This window comes from Enterococcus sp. AZ011 (assembly GCF_050548355.1).
GTDB classification, from domain to species: domain Bacteria; phylum Bacillota; class Bacilli; order Lactobacillales; family Enterococcaceae; genus Enterococcus; species Enterococcus faecalis.
On the sequence record NZ_CP172959.1, the window covers coordinates 1,783,186 to 1,807,183 of the forward strand.

The following is a 23,998-nucleotide window of genomic DNA, read 5'->3' on the forward strand; positions in this document are numbered from 1 at the left end:
TTTTTTGTCATAAAAATCATGGGATCCTCCTTAATTTATTGAAAGAAACGGTTTTCTTTGTGAAAAAAGCGCTTGTATTTAGGTGCACCTAAAAATTATTTGCATTTTCTTAAACTATCCCTTATACTGATTTTAAGGCAAACCTAAAAAGGAGGAATTTCATGAGAAAAAGCTTTAACTTAGCTGTTCAAGCGTTAACCGTTCAATATCAAGGACGGACCGCTTTAAATAATATCCACGTTACTATTCCCTCCGGTAAAATTACTGGAATTATCGGACCAAATGGTGCTGGAAAGTCAACATTTATTAAAGGGTTATTAGGCTTGATTAAAACAAAGGAACGTGATGTTTTGTTAAATAATCAAGCGATTGACCAACAAAAAACAACCATTGCCTATGTAGAACAACGTAGCGCCTTGGATCTTAGTTTCCCAATTAGCGTTTTTGAAACGGTCTTGCTAGGAACCTATCCAAACTTGGGACTATTAAAACGCCCAGGAAAGAAAGAAAAGCAAGCAGCCATGGCTGCATTAAAAATGGTGCAATTAGAAGACTATGCGCAACGCCAGATTGGCGAACTTTCTGGTGGCCAATTACAACGTGTGTTTATCGCCCGTGTTTTGGCCCAAGGTGCTGAGGTGATTTTTTTAGATGAACCTTTCGTCGGCATTGATATGTCTAGTGAAAAAGTGATTATGGATATTCTTAAATCATTAAAAAATCAAGGTAAAATGATTATCATTGTTCACCATGATTTGCACAAAGTATCCCACTATTTTGATGAATTAATCGTTTTGAAAAACCGGCTAATTGCTGCGGGTCCTGTTGAACAAACGTTTACTGCAGAAACGCTCCAAGAAGCATACGGTGATTTGTTAGGTGATTTATTAATACAGGGGGTTGCAAAATGATTGCTGCATTTATTGATGGTTTATTCCGTTATCAATTTTTACAAAATGCCCTTTTGACGTCTGTAATTGTCGGACTCATTTCAGGGGTAATTGGTTCATTCATTATTTTACGTGGGATGTCTTTGATGGGTGATGCGATTTCACATGCTGTTTTACCAGGGGTCGCTGTTTCTTATATGTTTGGTTTCAATTATATTTTTGGCGCTTCTATTTTTGGCTTACTAGCTGCATTATCGATCGGCTTTATTACCCAAAAAAGTCCACTAAAAAATGATACTGCCATTGGTGTTGTCTTTAGTTCTTTTTTTGCTTTAGGGATTATTTTTATCTCTTTTGCAAAAAGTTCCACCGATTTATATCATATTCTGTTTGGAAATGTATTAGCGGTCGCAGATACCGATATTTTAATTACTTGTGTCGTCGGCGTGATTGTTTTGATTTTTGTGGCATTGTTTTATAAAGAGTTGCAACTCACTTCTTTTGATCCCACAATGGCTCAGGCTTATGGTTTAAATATTCAATTTTTCCACTATGCATTGATGTTTTTACTAACATTAGTCGCTGTTTCTTCTTTGCAAACCGTCGGAACTATTTTAGTCATTGCCATGCTGATTACACCAGCGGCAACAGCTTATCTATTAACAAATCACTTACCGACAATGATTGGCTTAGCCTCTACTTTTGGGATTTTAAGTTCAGTGATTGGCCTATTCTTCAGTTATTCTTATAACTTAGCTTCTGGTGCGACGATTGTTTTAACCGCCGCCTTATTCTTTTTATTGGCTTTCTTTTTCTCACCAAAGAAAGGCCTAGTATTTGTAAACCGTGAGAAAGAAATGGAGGAATCAACGAATGAAAAAATTTAGTTTATTTTTTTTAACACTTTTAGCAGGGTTAACGTTAGCTGCTTGCGGGAATCAAGCCGCTGAAAAGAAAGAAAAATTAGCAATTGTGACAACGAACTCGATCCTATCTGATTTAGTGAAAAATGTTGGGCAAGACAAAATTGAGCTGCATAGTATTGTGCCAATTGGGACAGACCCTCACGAATATGAACCGTTACCAGAAGACATTGCGAAAGCTTCTGAAGCGGACATTTTATTCTTTAACGGCTTGAACTTAGAAACAGGCGGAAATGGCTGGTTTAACAAATTAATGAAAACGGCCAAAAAAGTTGAGAATAAAGATTACTTTTCTACAAGCAAAAATGTTACGCCACAATATTTAACAAGTGCCGGTCAAGAACAAACAGAAGATCCGCATGCTTGGTTAGACATTGAAAATGGCATCAAATATGTAGAAAACATTCGTGACGTGTTAGTAGAAAAAGATCCAAAAAATAAAGATTTCTATACAGAAAACGCGAAAAATTATACCGAAAAACTTAGCAAACTACATGAGGAAGCCAAAGCTAAATTTGCTGATATTCCTGATGATAAAAAATTATTAGTTACAAGTGAAGGTGCCTTTAAATATTTCTCCAAAGCTTATGATTTAAATGCCGCTTATATTTGGGAAATTAACACAGAAAGTCAAGGAACACCTGAACAAATGACCACGATTATTGATACCATTAAGAAATCAAAAGCACCTGTGTTATTTGTTGAAACCAGTGTCGATAAACGTAGTATGGAACGGGTCTCAAAAGAAGTGAAACGACCAATTTACGATACACTTTTCACAGACTCCCTTGCCAAAGAAGGAACAGAAGGCGATACGTACTACAGCATGATGAACTGGAATTTAACAAAAATCCATGATGGCTTAATGAGTAAATAAATAATAAAGAAGAAAGAACCAAGTTGACTCCCCCTCAACTTGGTTCTTTCTTCTTTATTTAACTAATTCCTCAATATCAATTACTCGATCCACAATTTCTTCATAAAAATCTGCTTCATGGGAAACCAGAAAAACCGTTCCTGGATAAACGTGAATTGCTTCTTGTAAACTTTTTTTGGCCGCTTCATCAATATGATTGGTTGGCTCATCTAAAAATAACAAATTACTAGTTTGCATCATTAGTTCCGCTAGTTTTACTTTTGTTTGCTCACCACCGCTTAACAGGGCTAACGACTGCATTGCTAACTTATCTGGTAAACCTGCTCTAGCCAAATGACTTCTTCGCTCTTTAATCGTTGTATCTGGAAAACGATCTGATAAATAGTCTAGCGGCGTTAACTGCTCATTAGGCCACGCTAAGTCTTGGGTAAAATAAGCAATTTTGGTATTCAGCGGATAATGAAATTCTCCATCTAATGAAGGAATCACTTTCGTCAACGTTTTAATTAATGTTGATTTGCCAATCCCATTAAAGCCTTTCAATGCGACTTTTTCACCGACATGAACCATTAAATCTAACGGTTCTAACAAAGGTTCCCGATAGCCGACAACTAACTTCTGGGTCGTTAGTGCTTGCGTTGCAACTAACCCTTGATAAGGAAATTCAATCGCTGGCTTAGTCAAGGAACCTGGCGGAGTCAATCGTTCCAACCGGTCCAATTGTTTTTGTCGACTTTTAGCCATCGTTGCTCGATTTCCAGCTTTGTATTTACGAATATAAGCTTCCATTTTTTCAATTTTTTCTTGTTGGGCCTGATACTGTTTCAAATAGGTTTGTTTATTCTGCTCTTTTTGTGCAAAAGATTTTTCTACATTTCCAGTATATTTGGTTAATTTGCCAAACTCAATATCTGCGATGCAATTCGTCACTTCATTTAAAAATTGATAATCATGAGAGACTAATAGAAAGCTTCCTTCAAAATTATTCAGATAGCGAACAAGCCATTGAATATGTGTATCATCTAAATAGTTGGTGGGTTCATCTAAAAGTAACACATCAGGGGCCTCTAACAATAATTTTGCTAAAATCACTTTTGAACGTTGACCACCGCTTAGCTCCCCTAACTTTTTATCCAAACCAATTGCTTGTAGTCCTAACCCATTGGCTAAATCCTGAATAATCGTGTCGATTTGGTAAAAATTACTTTCATCTAAATCTGTTTGTAATTTGCCTGCTTGTTCTAAAAGTTTTTCCGAAGCCGTTTGACTGTATTCTTCATAAAGTTTTGTCAGTTTCGCTTCTTTATCAAAAAGTTCTTGAAAGGCTTGTTTCAAAAAATCAACCATCGTTAGTGATTGTTCTACAGAAACATGCTGATCCAAGTACCCAATCTTGCAATTTTTTTGCCACTGAATCGTTCCTTCGTCTGGCAATACTTCCCCCGTTAAAATTTTAATTAAGGTGGATTTGCCGACACCATTTTGGCCAGTTAAGCCTAAATGATCCCCTTTATTCACTTGCAATGAAGCCTCTTCATACAAGACCTTTTCGCCAAATCGATGCGTTAAATGTTCAATAGTTAAAATACTCATTTTCGTCACTTCTTTCTTGTTAACTGATTATTTTGGGACAACAAAAAAAGAACCACGTCTGCACGTCGTCCATCCTGACAGAAACCCCGACAACCGCTTGTACGTACACTCAAATAAGACTAGCTTTTCTAGTCAAAAAATGTGCTATCAAGCGATGAAGAAATTAATTGCTCGGCTCCACAACAGTGCTTCATCTGTTCTTAAACTATCGGGAGCTACTTTTCTTGTTAATTTATCAGTTAAAACAAAAAACATGTGAATCACCTTTCTTATGCTTGTATTCTACCATAGAATGACAAGAAAGCAAGCCACGTTGGTTTATAACGAAAGGAGCCCACAAACAATCATTTTGTCGGCTCCCTATCCCTATTATTCTGACAAATAGTTTAATGCATAGCGTACGTGGTACTCTGCTGCTAAAAGTAAGGCACGTTCATCAATATCAAATTGTTCATGATGGTGTCCAAAATGAGTAGCAGGATTTTCAGGGTTTCGTGAACCGACCCGTCCATAGATACCAGGAATTACCGCTAAGTAATCAGCAAAATCATCCGCCCCTAAACTTTTAGGATGATCGGTCACAACATTTTCAAAACCAACAATTTCACTGGCTACCTGCTGTGCACGCTTGGTTGCTTGTTCTTCATTAATTAATGGATTCGCTGCCGCATAAACAGAAAAATCAGCAATTTCTGTGCGATGAGACTGGGCAATTTCATGGGCAATTTCTTCGACTCGTTGTAAAACAAATTGGCGCGTTTCCTGACTAAATGTTCGAACAGTACCTTCAATGGTTGCCTGGTTTGCTACAATATTATAGCGTGTTCCTGCTTGTAAAACGCCAATTCCTACTACGACAGAATCTAAAGGATCAATCTCGCGAGCTACAATTTTTTGTAATTCCACAACGATACTGGCTGCTGCTAAAACAGCATCTCGGCCATTCTGTGGTTGAGCGACGTGACTACTTTGACCACTGACTTCAATTTTAAAAATATCACAAGAGGCGTTGGTGGCGCCTTTGGTAGCGACTAATTTCCCGACCGGCACACTAGAATCTAAATGAATCCCAAACACTTGGTCGATTGCTTCTAAATAATTTCCTTCCACAAATTGTCGAGCGCCTGCACCAATTTCTTCAGCTGGCTGGAAGGCCAGTTTAATCGTTCCTGAAAAGGTATCCTGATGTTTTTTGAGCACTTTAGCTGCACCTAGCAATGCTGCCGCATGACCATCGTGTCCACAAGCATGATTGAGTCCTGGATTTTTAGAAGCATAGGCAGCACCTGTTGCATCTGGCAATTCCAACGCATCAATATCTGCACGTAACAAAATCGTTTTGCCAGCGCCAAGACTTCCTTCAATGGTTGCTAAAACACCCGTTTCCCCTACTTCTACAAAAGGAATAGCTAAGGCTAGTAGTTCTTCTTTAATTCGCTTAATCGTTTCATATTCTTTTAAACTTGCTTCAGGGTATTGATGAAAATGGCGTCTTAAATGGATTATCCATTCCTTTTCTGTAGCAATAGCTTCTTGGATTGTTTGAATCGTTGTTGTACTCATTATAAATGCCTCCTTTATTTTTTACCAAATGTTTCCCAGGCTGGAACATTGGCGCCTTTTGATGTTTCTGCAATGACCTTTTTCGTTTCTTCTTGTTGATATTCTTCTACAACTTTTTGATAAAGTTTATTCTCTTGATCTTCTTCTCGGGCCACGACAATGTTCACATAAGGTTTCGCTTTTTCGTTTACAGGTTCTAAGAAAATAGCATCTTTATCTGGTGTATACCCAGCATCGACAGCCATGCCGCTATTAATCACTGAAGCATCGACATCTTGTAAAGCGCGCGCTGTTTGCGTAGCATCTAATTCAGTTATTTTCAATTGGCGTTTATTTTCAGTAATATCACTGACAGTCGGTAGTTGCTGTTTCGCAGGATCAACTTTTATCAGTCCTGCAGTTTGTAATAAAATTAACGCCCGCCCACCATTCGTTGGGTCATTAGGAATAGCAATTTCTCCGCCGTCTTTAATTTTCGTGATATCTTTCAATTTATTGGCGTAAATTCCCAATGGTGCATTGACTGTATTGCCAATTGATACTAATTTCGTCCCATGTTCTTTATTGTAATTGTCTAAAAAGATTTGATGCTGAAAGGCATTTAAATCAATTTCTTTTTCTGCTAATGCTGCATTGGGTTGCGTATAGTCTGTAAATTCTACCAATTGTAGATCAATATTTTTCTTTTTCAAACGGTCTTTGACCGATTCCCATTCATCATTTTTTGTTCCTACAACCCCTAGTTTAACGGTTTCTGTCTTAGTATCCTTCGCAGCCCCCGATGCACAACCTGCAATCGTAAAAGCTAATACCCCAATAAGTCCAATTAATTTACTAAATTTTTTCATTTGTCATTTCTCCTTTTTTCTAATGTGATGTTTTTTTGATTAATTGATTACTAATGGCTTGACTAATAAATACCATAATTAAAATAATTAACGTGGCCATAAATGTCACATCGGTTTGAAACCGATTGTATCCTCGAGTAATCGCTAAGTTGCCCAGACCACCGGCTCCAATCGCTCCTGCCATGGCTGTTAATCCAATCAAATTAATAATTGTCACCGCTGAAACACGAATAATACTTGGTAACCCTTCAATTAGATAAACCCGAAAAATAATCCCTAAGGGACTCGTCCCCATGGCTTCTGCCGCTTCAATAACGCCAGGATCCACTTCTAATAACGCATTTTCAATTTGGCGCGCGAAGAACGGAATTACGCCAATAACTAATGGGACTAACGCTGCGGTTGTACCAATTGTCGTTCCTGCCAAAATTCGTGTTAATGGTTGAATCAGTGCAAGCATAATAATGAAAGGAATAGAGCGGCAAACATTAATAATTTTTTCTAAGACACTATACAGGGGTGGATTTTTCAAAACACCACTGGGGCCAGTACTAACAAGCACGACACCCAACAAGACTCCTAACACACCAGCAATCAATGCTGTCCAAAAAACCATGTATAATGTTTCCCATGTACTTTGAAGAAACTCTTGTTTTAATTGGACAACATTCGGAAAATATTTCTCAAATAATTGATACATTCTCAGTTCACTCCTTTTTTAAATCACCTGTAAATTCTGCTTTTGCTTCGTTTGCTGATAGGTTTTCAAAACATTGGTTCGCACGCCTTGTTTCGCTAAATAAGTAAGGGCTTGTTGACGCTGGGCCTCATCACCAGAAAGCACCACAATTAAATGGCCAATAGGAACATTTTGAACAATTTCGACATTGCCATAAAGGATATTCGTATACACCTGATATTGGCTATACAATTGTGCAATTAATGGCTCGTTCGTTTGATCTCCCACATAAGAAAACTCAATTAATTCTTGATTTTTATCTAAATCAGCTAATTTAGGATGTTCAAGAATCGTGGTTAATGCTTGATCAATATGAGTTGCTGTCCGAATAAAATCTTTGGTTAAAGGTTGTTGGGGTTGACTAAAAATCGAAACAATATCGTTTGATTCGACAACGCAGCCATTTTCCATCACCGCGACTTTATTACAAATTTCTTTAACCACTTGCATTTCATGGGTGATTAAGACAATCGTCAAGTTCAGTTCTTGATTTAACTTTTTTAACAAGGCTAAAATCTGTCCCGTTGTTTTTGGATCTAACGCACTCGTCGCTTCATCACAAAGTAAAATTTCAGGATCATTTGCTAAAGCGCGGGCAATCGCAACTCGCTGTTTTTGCCCTCCTGATAGTTGACTGGGGTAAGCGTCCCGTTTTTCACTTAGTCCAACTAGCTCTAATAAATGGCTGATTTTTTGACGCCGTTCACTTTTACTTAGCCCAGAATATTTTAATGAAAAATCGATATTACTAAATATGGTCCGCTCTTTCATCAAATTAAAATGTTGAAAAATCATTCCAATCTTTTTTCGTTGTTGTCGTAATTCCTTTTTAGAAAAAGTTAAAATATTTTCTTTGTTAATAATAACGGTGCCCGCTGTTGGTCGTTGCAATAAATTAATTACCCGTACTAGCGTACTTTTTCCAGCACCGGAATAACCAACAATTCCGTAGATATCCCCTTTATCAATTGTCAAAGACACATCTTGGACAGCCTGAATTTCTTGTTTTTTTTGTTGAAATGTCACACTGATATTTTTTAGTTCAATCATTCTTTATCCCCCTTCATTCTTACCAACCTGCATTTTTTCATAAAAAAGAAAAAAGCATCCTCAACGACACAACTCGAGTTGTATCGTTGAGGACGCTTTTTTGCGTGTTACCACCTCATGTTCAGAATTTGCTCACACAAATTCCCTTTTCAAGTACGGAACAACATGTTCGATACCCTAGCTCGATAACGGGAGCCCCCGTCGCCGCCTTGTGTTTAACACTCGGAGCGCTTGCTCAATAGCCATTTTCCAAAACGTCTTTGTCACCTATTCTCAGCTACCTAGGCTCTCTGTTAGACAAATCAAGTCTTGTACTTACTATATCACTGCTTTTTTATTTCTATTCATTTTAAACTGATTTTCGTTTATTTTCAAAATCAAACAGACTAGAGTTCCTACCCCTTCAAGCATCGAGTAATCGCAGATAATAGCTGCTCTCTCTTTGCATCAGTCGTAGTTCTTCTCAACAGGATTTGACTGTGGCGAGAATCGTAGGAACACTTTCGTGCAAATGACACAACTTGCCCTTCGGTCATCTTGTACTGTTCATCACTTACAAAGGCCATACTGCGTCGAGTAATCGCAGACAGCATCTACTCTGTCGCTTCGCGCCAGTCGTAGTGATTCACAGCAAAAAGCCCTTCACTAGCGTTTTGCTAGTAAAGGGCGAATGATTCGCGGTACCACCTTTTTTCGAAATATAACTGATTCTTTATATCTCATCTCTTATCCAAGTCTTTATTAACTTGGTGCACATGGTAACGGGTGCTTAGCCGAAATTGCTTACTTATCAGCAATTTATTCTCAGAGGCCATCTTCAACTTTTCTGAACCTTGTCCCTTTTCACCAATCAGGACTCTCTTTTGAAGGTCATCAAAATTTACTCTTCTCTTCAACGAATGAATAGTTATCTGTGATGTTGATTTACACTTTACTAGAGAAAAAAGAGATTGTCAACAGTTTTTCTTAGAAAAAAATCATTTTTCTTTTTTTACGAAAGAGCAATTGACAAACTTTCGTCTATACGTTATTCTATTTCTTGTGCACGAGATTTGTACGATTTTTCAAAAGGAACTTTGACGATTACTCGTCGCAGTGTAGCCTTTGAAAGTGAACTCTATGGGTTTCACTTCGTTGCAATCCTCGAGTTAGTTTAGCCTTTGAAAACGCCGCCTTAGCTCAGTTGGTAGAGCACCACCATGGTAAGGTGGGGGTCGCCGGTTCAAGCCCGGCAGGTGGCTTTTTGGTAAAATCCCAACTCTTTAATAAAGAGTTGGGATTTTTTGTTTTGCCTACACTTAGTGTTCTGTCAAGATGAGAAAATAACAAAAGCAATTTCTTCATTCCACTCGTTATGGTATATTTTAATTGTTAAATAATTATTGGAGTGGAGTACAATGATGAAACAATTACCTACAGAATCAAAAAAATTTGATTTAAAGAATTGGTGTATTGAAAATAAAGCCTATCTTCTATTGATCATTTTAATTTATCAAGTGGCAGTTTTATCCATCGGCATTATCAATTTCCCTTACTTAGATGATAATGCTCGCCAAGTCGCTGGAATGACAGATTTTGGTACGACTTACGCACGTTGGGGCAGTGAATTTCTCTCATGGTTTGTTCAAGGAAGTCGTCATTTGACAGATCTGGGCTTGACCACACCGATTCTAACAGGTCTTATCTTATCTCTCACAAGCATACTGGCTATTTATATCATCAATGACCAAAAAATTAGCTGGGGTTCCTCTTTAGTAGCTACTTTAATTGGCCTCAATCCTTGGTTCCTTCAATGTCTTAGTTTCAGGTTTGATAGTCCCTATATGGCATTGAGTATTTTTTGTTCGTTTCTTCCTTTTTATTGGTGGCAGCGTAATTCTTTTACGTTTTTCTTGGTTTCTGTCTTTTCACTGTTTGTTATGTTTAATACTTACCAAGCCTCGTCAGGAATTTATATAGTTATCGTCTTATTCCTTACTTTCAAGCAGTTACTTGCTGGAGAAAATTTCATTGCTCTTTGTAAAAAAGTCGCACTTGCTGCTATCGCTTATCTACTTTCTATAGTCAGCTACCTTATCGAGTTAAAATTTGTACCTTCCGCAACAAACAACATTGGGGGCAGTCAGGCCTTACCAAGTTTGCACGATATTCCCAGTGTGGCTTATCAAAATAGTTACCATTATTTTTCAGAGCTATTGAATCAAAGTAATCGTTTATGGCTTTTATTACTGCTCCTGCTGCTTGTTTTATTTTTTATTAGTCATCTATCAAATAGCAAAATCAACTTAGGCCTAAGTTTCCTTTATTGTATCTTGTATTTAGGACTTGCTTCTCTCTTAAGTTTTGGTATTTTTATTGTCTATTCAAGAAATATCGCTGGTGATGCGCCTCGCTATATTTACGGATTTGCTGTTTTTGTTACAATCAGCATGTTAAGTTTATTTAACAATCGACAAGTGAAAGCAATTTATCTAACTTCGTTACTTGTGGCCAGCTTGTTATCTTATTATATTTTATCGTTTGTTTTGGTGTATTCTTCCACATTAAACTATCAAAAAGAAGCATTCAATCGCCAAGCAGCTGTTTTAACAGATGATTTAAAAAATGTTGTAACAAACGAACGAAAACAAGTTTATTTAAATACGTTTTTCAAAAATTCAACTGTTTATGCTAATACAAGTCGAAACTACCCAATTCTTTCAAAAATTGTGCCACCAAATGACGGTCTATACTTCCCTAATTACGTTTGGTTCAATACTTCATCGAATTTAGGAGTAGAGATGGTACCACTGACCGATACGGATATGTCTAAAAATCAAAAAGTAGTAAGTAATCACTTTTATGACATTTATACAAACAACAAAGAAATATTTGTGTTTATGAAATAATTTGTTTCATCCAAAAACACTTCTTTTGCAATAAACGTGACTGTATGGTTTGATTAAGATGGATTAAGTATTCTTTTCGGTAAAGCTAGTACTTCCTGAAACTTGCTTATTTCCCATTTTTCTTATGAAGTAACAAAATTTTTGAGAAAAAACAGCTCGTTTTCTATGTTATGATAGAGAAGTGAAAATCACCAGAAAGGTTGTTGCGGACTATGAGAACTCGTCAGAAAAAATTATTTTTATTTTCAATGATTTTGTGGTTAGTTGAATTTTTAATTACACGGATTTCTGATTCTTTTCCAGGAGCAACGCCATTGTTCGTTGTGATTTGCTTGATTCAAGGAATTCTTTTTACTTATTTCTGTCTTGCTTTTTTCTATTATCCGCAATAATCAGTCAAGAAAAGCAATTAGAGCAGATTCAGCAAATTTCTGAAACCGAAAAAATGGCACGTCCTCGCTTTTAGGACGTGCCATTTTTTAAAGCATTATTTGTGTAAATGCCGTTCGTATCGCCTGTTGAACATTTTGAACAGCATCGATTTGATGACCTTTGGCTTCAGTCAATTCTTTTTCAATATATTTAGGATAGTAGGTTGCCAAATAACCCAAGACCCAGATAGTTGGATCTGAAATAACCGTCTCTGCTAATGGATACAAATAGGCAAGATGCAACCGAATTTCTTCTTCCAAATGCTGCAGCATAATTGGATCATCATTTTCTAAACGATTCCTAAGTTCAGTACAAATTTTGGAATAGATCGGCGTATTTAACGGTCCGGTTTTCCCTTCTAGTAAAACTGTCTGAGGCTGATTGTCATACCAAAGAAAAGTCAGTGGTTCTGAAAATTGCAACAGTGCTAATTCTTCAATGAACCATTCCCGAGCAAAATAACTAAGTGCTTGGTTCATAACTAAATCTTTTGCGACTTCCACAAATACTGGTTTAGGCAAATATAAACTGGTTTTAATGTTCGCTAATTGTTGATAAACGGGCAATTGATCGCTTACTAACAAGTTCCTTTTAATTGCTTGAATTTGCTGCGTTTCTAATTGTTGATACGCCTCTTCCACTTGCATTAATTGCTGTTCTAACGTTTTTTGTTGTGCTAGCGTTATTTTTTTAGTTTGAAGTAATTGCTTCAATAAAATATACCCTTCAATAAAGCGACGACTTTGACTATAAATTTGCATATAAATTGCCGCTGTTTCAAGGTTCTCAAAATAAGTCTCTTGGAACGCTTCTGCCAATGCTAGTGCTTCGTCAGCTTCACCCATTTCCAACAATAATTGGACAATTTTTTGGTTTACTGGCGGCGTTTGTTGTAGCTGATAGGCTTGTTGAAAATTTTCTAAAGCGGCGATCTGATTATGTTCTACAAGTGCTTCTTCTCCTTGTGCAATAAAACGTTCATAGTTTTTGGGAAATTCATGAATGGTACTCATATCTAACCTCCTTTATTTCTTATTTAAAGCAGATGAGCCTGGGACAAAAATCACTTTGGATTTTTGCTCCAGGCTCAAAACCTGATAACCGGCGGGAATAGAACCAACACTACGCGTTGCTCGGAGCTATACACTTCTGTCCCGACCTCGATTTTAACTATTCAAACGGACTTTTTTAGTAAAGATTACGAATAATAATTGCCGTTTCTAGGTCGCCTTCAGCGTTCATCTTCTCCGCCTTTTCTTCTAAACTATACCCAGCAAAACTTTCGTTTGTTAAAACATCTGCTACTGTAAATTTAGCAACTTTTTCAATACTGACTGCATCTGGTGCTACTTCTTGCACGCTATCCCAGCCTGTATCAATAAAGACTTTTGTATCTTCTGTAATCGCTTCGTTTGCTTCTAACACCTGCATAATTTCTTTTAACTGTGCATACGTCATAACCTCGACTTGATTTTCCATTTAAACGCCTCACTTTTTCCATTCCTTTTTTAGGATTGAGTTTTAATTTTAGACTTTTTCTTTAATTGTTTTTAATGCGTGATATAAGGCATATTTCATTGGTTTGGCTTTCCATTGGAAATTGCCCATTAATTCTTCGACATGACCACCAAAGGATTGTTTGAATTTAAGAACCCCATCACTTCCATCAAAGACACCGTCAACGCCATAAAAATTATATTTGGGAATGTTATTTTCTACTGTGTAAGTTAACATTTTATGTTGAATTAAATACGGTGCATAGTATTGTTTATATTTTTCATACGTACCACTAAACAAGTAAACAACTTCTTGTGGATGAACAATGAATAAGGCGCCTGCTAAAATTTCAGGTTCATCTGATGTTTTCATTTCTTTAGCTTCGTCAATCCGTTTGCGCACGGTACGAACTTCATCTTCAAATTCACGTTTCTGGTTATTTTTTTTACGGCTTTTAGGATTGGCAATTAACGCTTCATTGACTTCGTTGAGCGTCTCTTGTAATTTGCGTAATTTCTCATGAAGATTTTCTAAATAAGTAGCAAAGTTTAGTTCCGCCACCATAAATTTCGCTCGTTCGCCAAACTCTTCATAAACAGCTTGGTAATAAGCTAAATCCTTATCTTCAAAATTACGTCGTGCACTTGTTTCTTCCGTTAATTTCTTAAAGAGAGGTAACTCTTCGTAACGAAGTTCTCGGGTTGTTACTCCATATTCCCATGTTTTCTTGATGTCATATTTAGCATCTTTTCCATAAGATTTCCAAAGATCTTCTTCTGTTAATCCAGCCATATCTTTGACAAACAGCCAACGTGGCGCGCCATCAAAATTGTGCACATCAAACCCTTGGTGTTCAAAACCAATTGATGTGAAATAGTCAAATGTTTCTTGATTGACCTTTTCAACTTCACCGCCATTAAAATCACGTAAACAAATTTGTTTATTTGGAGTAAAGGTTAAATAAAGGCCATCATTTTTTTTCACATATTTTTTTAAGCCTGTGAAAAAGGCTTCTACACATTTTTTATCTGTATAATCCATCAAAATTCCGCCGTCAATGTCGAAAGCATAACCAATTTTGACTTTTTTCTTGCTTAGGATACACGCAGCAATTAGTTGACCTTCTCGTTTGACGCCAACGTATTCACAATGCCAGCCACGTCGTTCCAATAAATGTTTCATTTCGGGTGTTTCTAAAAAGTTACCTGCAGGATGTGTCATTGCAAAGGTAGTAAATTCTTGTTCAGTTAATGTACTAAACTGATCCATATCAAACAACTCACAATCTTTTTTTGTTAAATAAATTAGCACTTTTCAGCTTAACCTAATTTTTGCTTTCTTTCAAACAAAGTTACCTCACTGGCTAATTCTTATTTTTCGGTTCTTATTAATTATATCTAATTTTGCTAAAATGCAAACAGTTTTCAACGGAAAAAAAGAATTTCTTTGGAATCTTTCATTTTTGACTGAATATCTTTCTTTTATAAAAAATATTTGAGCGTGGGACAAAAATCACTTTGGATTTTTGCTCCACGCTCAAAAACTTATGAGAACCCGTTAAACATCTTTCTCTCAGGTTCTTGATTTACTCAACAGTTACACTTTTGGCCAAGTTCCTTGGTTTATCAACATCGTAGCCTCTTTGTAAGGTTGCATAGTACGCTAATAATTGACCTGGAACAATGCTAACTAAGGCAGAAAGTAACGGATGAACATCTGGAATAATCAGTTGGTCCTGTGGTTTTGCCAAGGATTCCAAGGCAATCACAATATTTCTTGCTCCACGACTTTCGACTTCCTTTAAATTGCCTCTTGTATGGGCTGCGACTTTGGCATCTGTCACAATCCCAATCACAGGTGTTCCTTCTTCAATTAAGGCAATCGTTCCATGCTTCAATTCACCTGCCGCAAAGCCTTCTGCTTGAATGTAGGAAATTTCTTTCAACTTCAAGGCCGCTTCCATCGACACATAATAGTCGACTCCTCGCCCGATATAGAAGGCATTTCGAGTATACGTCAGATAATCTTCCACTAAGGCTTTCATTTGTTGTTTTTCATCAATCAAGGTTTCCATGACAGCTGCTACCACGCTCAATTCGTGAGCCACATCAAATGAGACGGCTGCTAATGTTTGGCGTTCTTCGCCAATTGCTTTTGCTAAAATAGCTAAGACAGCGATTTGAGCAGTATAAGCTTTGGTGGAAGCGACAGCAATTTCTGGTCCTGCGTGTAATAACAAGGTATCGTCCGCTTCACGTGATAATGTTGAGCCAGCAACATTTGTTAATGTAAGTGATGGATGCCCTAATTCATTAACCTGTACCAGTACTTGGCGGCTATCTGCCGTTTCACCACTTTGACTTAAGAAAATGAAGAACGGTTTTTCAGATAAAATAGGCATGTTGTAGCCAAATTCGCTTGATAAATGAACTTCCACAGGAATACTGGCAATCGTTTCAATTAAAGATTTTCCGACCCAACCTGCATTATAACTTGTTCCACAAGCAATAATGTAAATTCGGTCACATTGATTAATTTTTTCAAGTAACGCCTCATCTAAAGTCACTTTTTCACCTTGAGTATACGCTTGAACAATTTTGCGCATCACTGCAGGTTGTTCATCAATTTCTTTGAGCATATAAAACGGATATGTTCCTTTTTCAATGTCATTTAAATCTAATTGCGCTTCAAAAGGTTCTCGGTTGATTACTTGTCCTTCTGGCGTTTCGATTACTACTTTGTCCGCTGTAACAGTTACAATTTCACCATCAACAATCTCAACAAATTGATTGGTTTCTTTAATCATCGCCATCGCATCACTGCAAATAACATTAAAGCCTTCACCTAGACCGATAAGTAACGGGCTTTTATTTTTCGCTACATAGATAGTATTGGGGTCCATTTTATCCATTAATGCAAAAGCGTATGAACCTTTAATTTCGGCTAAAGCCGCTTTAAAAGCATCTTTTGTTGAAAAACCATTTTCAGCAAAATGAGCAATTAATTGAACGACGATTTCAGTATCTGTATCACCAATTAAGTGAGCACCACTTAAAAATTGTTCTTTTAATTCTTCAAAGTTTTCAATGACACCATTATGCACTAATGCAAAGCGTTGATCGCTTGAAACATGGGGATGTGCATTGGCGACAGTTGGTTCGCCATGAGTGGCCCAACGAGTATGACCAATACCAACTGTTCCATCGATTTCTGGCGTTAATTTTGCTGCTAAATCGGCAATGCCCCCAACTGCCTTAACTACATGGGGCTGTTGGCTTTGATCATTCACACAAATCCCAGCAGAATCATAACCTCTATATTCCAATTTTGTTAATCCTTGAATCAAACTTTCCGTGACATTTTCTTTTCCAATCATTCCGACAATTCCACACATAATGCTAATTCCTACTTTCCAATTGAAATTCTGTATTTACTAGGTCCTGTTTAACTAGCAAATCCCATTATATGTTTCTACCTGCGTGATAACCGCTTTGTTCTAACTTCACAATTAGTTTTTCTTTGTTATCTGTAGAGTGCAGTCCCTAGAGCCACCCGCCGAATCTTCGATAAGCTCTCTCCTCGTCACCTGAACGTTCAGGTCTGGCGCTATCCGATATTGGTCTATATACCTCCTTTGTAAATATATTCCGTAGAAACATAAACAATCATACAATTAAAAGTAGGTACTTGTCAACAAAAATCTAAAAACCGGAAATTGGTCTAGTTCTTTAAAGTTGTAAAAAAAGAATCTAGTACACTCATAGTAAGCGAAAGTACTAGATTCTTAATAATAAAAAAATATCCGTTCTATTTATAGAACCTTATCAATTTGTTATTTATTGGAATGGATTATAAAACCGGCCACCATTCACATGGAACAACCAGAAACTGATTCCTAATAAGCATAAGGCAAGTATCATTACCGAAAAATCACGCAGATGAAAAGGTTGTTGCGCATACCACGTTCGATTTTTCTTTTGACCAAAACGCCTTAATTCCATAGCGGTACTCACAGTTTCAATTCGATCTAAACTAGATAGGATTAAGGGTAAAACGATTTGTGCTACGCCTTTGATTCGTTGGCCTAACCGTCCCTTTTTAGACATCTCATAACCTCGCGCTTGTTGTGCTAAAGAAATATTAAAAAAATCTTCTTGGATATCGGGAATATAACGAATAGCCAGCGCTACTGCATAACTAATCCGATAACTCACACCAATTCGATTCAAGCTGGAGGCAAATTCACTAGGATTTGTTGTTAATAAAAAGATTAATGCCAACGGAATCGTACAGAAATATTTTAAAACTAAATTAAATTCATAAAATAATTCTTCTTGTGTCAAAGTAAACCGTCCGATTCCTTCCCAAATCACGGTACGTGATTGATATAAATCAACCCCATATTCAGGTGCAAAAAGGTAAACCGTTAAGATATTTAACAAAGAAAAAATAGCAATAAATTTAATAACAAAAGATATTTGATGCCATTTAATATTTGATAATTTTAACAAAACAAGCGAAACCACAGACATTCCTAACAGATAACGAGTATCATACGTGGTCATACAAGCCACAGAGACAACGATTAAAAAGACTAATTTGCTTGTGCCGTTTAAGCGATGAATCCAGGTTGAATCAGGATGATAGCCTAACATTTGTCGTTCACTCATCCAAAACGCACCTCACGATCGTAAGCAACAAATTTTTCCGTAAATAGCAAGGGATTTTCCAAGCCTAACGCTTTAGCAAAGGTAAACAAGCTCGTTTCTTTTAAAGAAGCTGCTTGAATTAATTTTTCATCTGTTAAAACAGCAACTGGAGTCGCATCTGCTAGTAAACGTCCATCACAAACTACTAACGCACGTGTTGTATATTCCAACATTAAGTGCATATCGTGAGTGATCATTAAAATAGTCACACCTAAGCGGTTCAATTCTTCTAAAAATGTCATCATTTCTGTATAATGTTTAAAATCTTGTCCAGCTGTTGGTTCATCTAAAATTAATAATTCAGGTTCTAAAACTAAGATTGATGCAATAGTTACCCGTTTTTTCTGCCCAAAACTCAACGCAGAAATCGGCCAGTTCCGGAAGGGATACAGCCCACAAATATGTAAAATATTCGTCACACGTTCCTCAATTTCTGCTTGTGGCACATCTCGTAAAACTAATCCTAAAGCTACTTCTTCAAAAATCATTTTTTTAGAAATCATTTGATTGGGATTTTGCATCACATAACCAATTTTATCTGCACGTTCTTTGATTGAATAATTGGAAAAATCCTGTCCTTCCCATAAAATCTTGCCCGATTGAGGCGTGATGAACCCGCAAATTATTTTAGAAAGTGTAGACTTCCCGGCACCATTTTTTCCTACAATGCTGATCATTTCTCCATGATGAATAGTTACTGAGAAGTCATCTAACACTTTTTCACCGTGACGATCATATTGATAGGACACTTGTTCCAAACGTAATAGTTCAGCTCCTTTGACCGCACTAACTGAACTAGGTTGGACAGACCACTGTGTCATTTTGGGCAAAACTGTTTCGCCTGATACTTCGGCTAATTTGTCTAAATGACTAACTTGTGTTAAATCAATCCCAGCATATTTCATGGCTGTAACGTACAAAGGTTCACGAATCCCTTGTTGGGTCAACGTATCTTGACGTAACAATTCATCTGGCGTTGTATCAGAAATAATTGTGCCCTCATTCATGACAATAATTCGATCAACTGATTCGCAAAGAACGTCCTCTAAGCGATGTTCTATTATTAAAACAGTCGCTTTTGTTTCTTGTTGAATGGTGTCAATCAAAGTCATTGTTTCTTGACCCGCTCGTGGGTCAAGATTAGCCAAAGGTTCATCAAAAAGTAAAATTTTTGATTGGTTAATTAGAACGCCCGCCATAGATACACGTTGTTTTTGACCACCTGACAAATCTTGTGGACGGTGTTGCAATAACTGATTCAGCTCAACAATCTCGGACCATTTGTGGACCGCTTTTTTCATTTCTGCTTGTTCAACTGCATCGTTTTCTAAAGCAAAAGCAATATCCTCAGCAACCGTTAAACCGATAAACTGCCCATCGGTATCTTGCAAAACAGTTCCTACATCAAAAGACAAATCAAATAGACTTGTTTCTTGGATATTTTTACCAGCAACCGTAGCTGTGCCTTGAATCTCACCTTCATAAATATTGGGAATTAACCCGTTGATACATTGCGCCAATGTTGATTTGCCACTACCACTAGGCCCAACGATTAAAACCTTTTCTCCTTCATAGATGGTTAATTGAATCCCCTTTAATGTCGGTTCAGATTGGCTATGATATTGAAAGGAAAAATTATTAAAAGTAATGATTGGTTTTTTCATTCGGCCTCACCTCAGTTTCTCCATAAAAGAAAGGGTCTGAGCATTAGCAAAGTAATTACTAGGGCAGACCCTTAACCATTTAAATTATTTCGACAGTTTCTTAATCTTTTGATAAACTGCCTTTCTTTGTTCTTGTTGATGCATAAGCTTTCATCAACAATGTTCCAATAATCCCCACAGCGACAATATTTGAAACAGTCGCGAATACGCCTTGTGTAAACACTTTACTTGCGGGTTCACTATAAATCAAAATATCCAAGCTAGGCGCGATTAAGCCCCAAACGACGATATTGCCAAAGGCTTGGAAAATATTGAAACGCACCATGTCATTTGTTGTAAATTCACCATGTTGAAGATCCATTTTACGACCAGCGAAGCCAAAAATAATACCAATAATTCCTGAACAAATAATCCAGCTCCACCAAGCGCTACCATACGTGGTAAAATCTTTTAATGTGTGACCGATCAAACCAATTAGCCCTCCAGCTACTGGTCCAAAAACAACTGACATTAAAGCAAGAAATGGATACGACGTTTCTAAGTTCGTATTAGGAATCCCAGTTGGAATTACAACGAATCGACCTAAAATAACAAAAACTGCAGAGCCAATTCCAATTGCTACAATTGTCTTGACGGACATTTTTTCTTTCATTTCGCTCCTCCATTCTATAACTCCATTGATTTACAGCCGCTCCCTTCTTGATTTTATCAAATAAAAAAAGAAGATACGCGGTGCATCTTACTTCTAAAATAGTACCCTTTTAACCGCTCTATGTCAATGATAGACGTAGCTTATTAGCTATTTTCTTTTTTTGATTTCCAACAAAGAAACCAGACACTTAACGCAAGCTAGCATTAAGTGTCTGGTTTCTAATTGGTTCTTATTCAACGCCGATTTCTGCACGTACTACTTCGGCAATTTTATCAACGTAATAATCAACTTTTTCTTGTGTCGGCGCTTCAGCCATCACACGTAACAATGGTTCTGTTCCAGAAGGACGAACCAAAATACGACCTTCGCCATTCATTTCTGCTTCTGCTTGTTCGACAACTGCTTTGATTGCCGGAACTTCCATTGCACCATTTTTATCTGTGACACGAATATTGACTAATTTTTGTGGATAAATCGTCACTTCATCCGCTAATTCAGATAATTTTTTGCCCGTTTGCTTCATAACATTCAACAATTGAATCCCTGAAAGCATGCCATCACCTGTTGTGTTGTAATCTAAAAAGATCATGTGACCAGATTGTTCGCCACCAAAATTGTAATCATTTTTACGCATTTCTTCTACAACATAGCGATCACCCACTTGCGTTACCACATCTTTTAAGCCAATTTCTTCTACAGCTTTATGGAAACCTAGATTACTCATCACCGTTGTAACGATTGTATCTTTTTTCAAACGTTTTTTCTCAGCTAAATATTTAGCACAAATATACATGATTTTATCACCATCGATAATTCGTCCTAATTCATCGACCGCAATAATTCTATCGCCGTCGCCATCGAAAGCCAAACCAGCATCTGCGCCTTTTTCAACAACCATTTCTGCCAAAGCTTCAGGATGAGTGGAACCCACACCATCATTGATATTCAATCCATTAGGACTTGTTCCCATTGTATAGAAATCTGTCTCTAAATCCGCGAAGACACGATTGACTGCTGTTGCAGTTGCTCCGTTGGCCGCATCTAAACAAACAGTCATATCTGCTAAATCGCCAGGAATACTTTGAACTAAAAATTGCGAATATTTTAGTAAGCCTTCTGGAAATTCATCTAACGAGCCTAAGCCTTCTGCAGAAGGTCTTGGTAAGGTATCTTCTTCTGCGTCTAACAATGCTTCAATTTCTGCTTCTTGATCGTCTACTAATTTGAAGCCATCTGCCCCAAAAAACTTAATCCCATTGTCTTCCGCAGGATTATGTGAAGCTGAAATCATTACGCCAGCGGATGCTTTTTGTAAACGAGTAAGATATGCTACACCAGGTGTTGAAATCACCCCTAATTGGAAAACTTCAATTCCGACTGATAATAATCCAGCAATCAATGCTTGTTCCAACATCTCACCTGAAATACGTGTATCGCGCCCTACGAGAACACGAGGTTTTCTTGAACTATCTTCATGTTGACTCAACACATAACCACCGTAACGCCCTAATTTAAAAGCTAATTCAGGTGTTAACTCCTTATTTGCAATTCCTCTTACACCATCTGTTCCAAAATATTTACCCATTTTGATTCTCCTTAGTCACTTGATTCTCTGTATTTTCAGTTGAACCAGCAGTTGTACTTTCTACTGTTGATCCCTCACTTGTTTTTTCAGAAGTATTTGATTCTACTTGACTGGATGTACTTGGTTGTACTGCTTGGCTACCTGAGCCAACCGTTGTTGAACTTGCAGGTTCCCCTGAAGTTTCATTTGTATTTGATGACTGTTGTTGATTGTACACGGGGCTCAAAGAAACGTCAACCTCATCTGGTGTAACTACGTATTCTCCATTAATGGGAATAGTCACTGATTGTTTTGTTTCTTTGCGAATATCAGAAATATCTACCGGTACCTCAATTGATTCTAGCGTATCTAAAATTGATTGCGGGCCACTGACCCTAACTTGGTACGTCGATAAACTATAATTGTAATGAGCGATCCCAGCAGGTGGCGTACCTGTCATACTAACATTCAGTGGTACATCTTTCGTTGGCGCGGTTAAGCCTACTGTTACTTTGACTTGTGGTGCTGGATTTTCGATACTTAGGACTTGACCTTTGGCATCTAGCGCTTGAACATTTACCGTTTGTTTAATCGTATCAATTGTTTGTTTGGCACTTGAGACTGGCGCAATCACTTTGTCAATTGCTTTCGCTGTTTCTTCTCCAGTTGTTACTTCTACAGTTTTTGGATCTACAGAAATATTTTTTACTTTGTAGCCTTCTTTTTCAATGTTATCAGAAAGTTGTGCTTCTACATCGAATTTTTTTGTTACTCTCTTTTCAATCGTTACAGTCACTGTTTTCGGTTCAATTTCAGCTGTAACAGCTGAACTTAGTCCCCGAACTGTCAAAGGCACTTCCGAAGTCCCTAATGGCAATTTGGTTAAGTCTGCGACCACTTGGAAATTTCGTGTGTCAGCATTTGATTCCATGTTTAATTGAATGCGGTTCGCACTACGTAAATGAACATTTACACTCTCTTCAAATCCAGAGACATAATATTTGTCTTTATCGTATTGGACTTGGACAGGAATATTATTCAATGTTTCACTATACGTTTGGCTTGAACCTGAATTGGAGGGATTATTGCCTGTTGCATTGGCATTAAAAAATAACAACAATGCAAACAGCAATGAAAGCAAACCATTAAACCAGCTTTTTTGGGAGGCTTTTCTCATTTGCGTTTAACCCCCTTTGTTACATCATCGATAAAATGCTGCAAAGCACTTTTTTTATCTTCCGATGATTCCGAAATTAACTCCTTACGCAAAATTGTTAAATACTCTTCTTGCGTTAGACCAGGAATTAATTCATTGTTCAATGTCAAACTAACGTCACCAGTTTCTTCAGAAACAACAATCGTAATGGCGTCACTGACTTCACTGATACCGACTGCGGCTCTATGGCGCGTTCCAAATTCTTTTGGAATTAAATTGCTTTCTGATAGCGGTAAATACGCACTAGCAACAGCAATTTTTTCATTTTTGATAATCACTGCACCATCATGTAGTGGTGTATTTGGAATGAAAATATTAATCAGTAATTCACCAGTAATATCGGCATCCAAATCAATACCTGTCTCAATGTATTCATCTAAACCGGTATTGCGTTCAATGGTTATCAAAGCACCAATTTTCCGTTTTGACATGTACTGAATGGCTTTGTCAAAGGCCTGAATAATACGCTCATCTTCTTGTTGCGCACCTTTATTCGGGCGGAAAAACGAACTTCTCCCTAGATGTTCCAGCCCTCTTCGCACTTCTGGTTGAAAAATAACAACCGCGGCGATTACACCATACATGATGACTTGATTCATTAACCAAGATAATGTATGTAGACCAATTATCTCACTTAGAATGCGGATAATGATAAAAACAGCGACACCTTTTAATAGTTGGACTGCTTTTGTTCCACGAACAAGCATGATTAATTTGTAAACGAGGTACCATACGACTAGGATATCTATGATATTGATAACAAAATCCTTAGATAAGAAATCCGTTGAGATGACTTGTTGCCAATAATTCAAATCTAATAATTGATTCAATTGAAACGACATCATACCCCTCACTTCTCTCTCAAGATTTCCTAACAAGTATACCACATTATT

At 37.2% G+C, this 23,998-nt stretch carries 20 protein-coding genes, 1 tRNA gene and 2 other annotated features; of the genes, 6 read left to right on the forward strand and 15 right to left on the reverse strand.

Annotated features, from left to right (window positions below):
• Positions 1 to 161 precede the first annotated feature (161 nt).
• The 3 genes from IGL36_RS08705 to IGL36_RS08715 are packed head-to-tail and all read left to right on the forward strand — an operon-like array spanning position 162 to position 2,690.
• A complete protein-coding gene (locus tag IGL36_RS08705) occupies positions 162 to 911 on the forward strand; it encodes a metal ABC transporter ATP-binding protein (protein ID WP_002360005.1) in 750 nt (249 codons plus the stop codon).
• The gene (locus IGL36_RS08710) at positions 908 to 1,777 is read left to right on the forward strand and encodes a metal ABC transporter permease (RefSeq protein WP_002369145.1); all 870 of its coding nucleotides are present in this window, start codon (positions 908 to 910) and stop codon (positions 1,775 to 1,777) included. Before IGL36_RS08705 ends, IGL36_RS08710 begins: the two co-directional genes overlap by 4 nt.
• Positions 1,764 to 2,690, forward strand: a complete 927-nt coding sequence (locus IGL36_RS08715; RefSeq protein WP_002356954.1) for a metal ABC transporter substrate-binding protein — start codon at positions 1,764 to 1,766, stop codon at positions 2,688 to 2,690. The genes IGL36_RS08710 and IGL36_RS08715 overlap by 14 nt, the downstream gene beginning before the upstream one ends.
• Before the next feature lie 54 nt (positions 2,691 to 2,744).
• On the opposite strand, the gene IGL36_RS08720 is transcribed toward IGL36_RS08715, so the two are convergent.
• The 5 genes from IGL36_RS08720 to IGL36_RS08740 form a co-directional block, all read right to left on the reverse strand.
• Positions 2,745 to 4,283, reverse strand: coding sequence for an ABC-F family ATP-binding cassette domain-containing protein (locus IGL36_RS08720; RefSeq protein WP_002362078.1), 1,539 nt, complete (start codon positions 4,281 to 4,283; stop codon positions 2,745 to 2,747).
• A gap of 369 nt (positions 4,284 to 4,652) precedes the next feature.
• Positions 4,653 to 5,846 (reverse strand): amidohydrolase, encoded by a 1,194-nt coding sequence (locus IGL36_RS08725; RefSeq protein WP_002398070.1) that lies wholly within the window; start codon positions 5,844 to 5,846, stop codon positions 4,653 to 4,655.
• A gap of 14 nt (positions 5,847 to 5,860) precedes the next feature.
• Positions 5,861 to 6,694, reverse strand: a complete 834-nt coding sequence (locus IGL36_RS08730) for a MetQ/NlpA family ABC transporter substrate-binding protein (protein WP_002374505.1) — start codon at positions 6,692 to 6,694, stop codon at positions 5,861 to 5,863.
• Positions 6,695 to 6,713: 19 nt separating this feature from the next.
• Positions 6,714 to 7,394: a methionine ABC transporter permease gene (locus IGL36_RS08735; protein WP_002359998.1), complete on the reverse strand. Its 681-nt coding sequence runs from the start codon at positions 7,392 to 7,394 to the stop codon at positions 6,714 to 6,716.
• An 18-nt stretch (positions 7,395 to 7,412) separates the two neighbouring features.
• The gene (locus IGL36_RS08740; protein ID WP_002356948.1) at positions 7,413 to 8,483 is read right to left on the reverse strand and encodes a methionine ABC transporter ATP-binding protein; all 1,071 of its coding nucleotides are present in this window, start codon (positions 8,481 to 8,483) and stop codon (positions 7,413 to 7,415) included.
• Positions 8,484 to 8,568: 85 nt separating this feature from the next.
• Positions 8,569 to 8,819, reverse strand: a binding site (T-box leader).
• A gap of 323 nt (positions 8,820 to 9,142) precedes the next feature.
• Positions 9,143 to 9,388 (reverse strand) — a binding site (T-box leader).
• A 263-nt stretch (positions 9,389 to 9,651) separates the two neighbouring features.
• Between IGL36_RS08740 and IGL36_RS08745 the strand changes: the two genes are divergently transcribed.
• From IGL36_RS08745 to IGL36_RS08755, 3 genes are all read left to right on the forward strand, one after another.
• A tRNA-Thr gene (locus tag IGL36_RS08745) sits at positions 9,652 to 9,724 on the forward strand.
• A 156-nt stretch (positions 9,725 to 9,880) separates the two neighbouring features.
• Entirely contained in the window at positions 9,881 to 11,371 is a 1,491-nt protein-coding gene (locus tag IGL36_RS08750; RefSeq protein ID WP_002398069.1) for a glucosyltransferase domain-containing protein, read from the forward strand.
• A 212-nt stretch (positions 11,372 to 11,583) separates the two neighbouring features.
• Complete coding sequence (locus tag IGL36_RS08755) at positions 11,584 to 11,763, forward strand: hypothetical protein (protein ID WP_002383739.1); 180 nt, start codon at positions 11,584 to 11,586, stop codon at positions 11,761 to 11,763.
• A gap of 87 nt (positions 11,764 to 11,850) precedes the next feature.
• Here IGL36_RS08755 and IGL36_RS08760 read toward each other — a convergent pair whose 3' ends face one another.
• The 10 genes from IGL36_RS08760 to cdaA all read right to left on the reverse strand — a co-directional run bounded on the left by IGL36_RS08760 (position 11,851) and on the right by cdaA (position 23,947).
• Entirely contained in the window at positions 11,851 to 12,816 is a 966-nt protein-coding gene (locus IGL36_RS08760; RefSeq protein WP_002364261.1) for a hypothetical protein, read from the reverse strand.
• 175 nt (positions 12,817 to 12,991) lie between these two features.
• Positions 12,992 to 13,282: a hypothetical protein gene (locus IGL36_RS08765; protein ID WP_002356942.1), complete on the reverse strand. Its 291-nt coding sequence runs from the start codon at positions 13,280 to 13,282 to the stop codon at positions 12,992 to 12,994.
• Positions 13,283 to 13,330: 48 nt separating this feature from the next.
• Positions 13,331 to 14,569 (reverse strand): aminoacyltransferase, encoded by a 1,239-nt coding sequence (locus IGL36_RS08770; protein ID WP_002359935.1) that lies wholly within the window; start codon positions 14,567 to 14,569, stop codon positions 13,331 to 13,333.
• 316 nt (positions 14,570 to 14,885) lie between these two features.
• The gene (gene glmS, locus IGL36_RS08775; RefSeq protein WP_002356940.1) at positions 14,886 to 16,694 is read right to left on the reverse strand and encodes a glutamine--fructose-6-phosphate transaminase (isomerizing); all 1,809 of its coding nucleotides are present in this window, start codon (positions 16,692 to 16,694) and stop codon (positions 14,886 to 14,888) included.
• Positions 16,695 to 17,136: 442 nt separating this feature from the next.
• Positions 17,137 to 17,970 carry an energy-coupling factor transporter transmembrane component T family protein gene (locus IGL36_RS08780; protein WP_002356939.1) on the reverse strand — a complete coding sequence of 278 codons (834 nt, stop codon included), beginning with the start codon at positions 17,968 to 17,970 and terminating at the stop codon, positions 17,137 to 17,139.
• The gene (locus IGL36_RS08785) at positions 17,967 to 19,673 is read right to left on the reverse strand and encodes an ABC transporter ATP-binding protein (protein ID WP_002372067.1); all 1,707 of its coding nucleotides are present in this window, start codon (positions 19,671 to 19,673) and stop codon (positions 17,967 to 17,969) included. Before IGL36_RS08785 ends, IGL36_RS08780 begins: the two co-directional genes overlap by 4 nt.
• A 100-nt stretch (positions 19,674 to 19,773) precedes the next feature.
• Positions 19,774 to 20,325, reverse strand: coding sequence for an ECF-type riboflavin transporter substrate-binding protein (locus IGL36_RS08790; RefSeq protein ID WP_002356937.1), 552 nt, complete (start codon positions 20,323 to 20,325; stop codon positions 19,774 to 19,776).
• Between the two features lie 229 nt (positions 20,326 to 20,554).
• The gene (gene glmM / locus IGL36_RS08795) at positions 20,555 to 21,910 is read right to left on the reverse strand and encodes a phosphoglucosamine mutase (protein ID WP_002356936.1); all 1,356 of its coding nucleotides are present in this window, start codon (positions 21,908 to 21,910) and stop codon (positions 20,555 to 20,557) included.
• Entirely contained in the window at positions 21,903 to 23,066 is a 1,164-nt protein-coding gene (locus IGL36_RS08800; RefSeq protein WP_002405085.1) for a CdaR family protein, read from the reverse strand. Before IGL36_RS08800 ends, glmM begins: the two co-directional genes overlap by 8 nt.
• Positions 23,063 to 23,947, reverse strand: coding sequence for a diadenylate cyclase CdaA (cdaA, locus tag IGL36_RS08805; protein ID WP_002389035.1), 885 nt, complete (start codon positions 23,945 to 23,947; stop codon positions 23,063 to 23,065). Before cdaA ends, IGL36_RS08800 begins: the two co-directional genes overlap by 4 nt.
• Positions 23,948 to 23,998 lie beyond the last annotated feature (51 nt).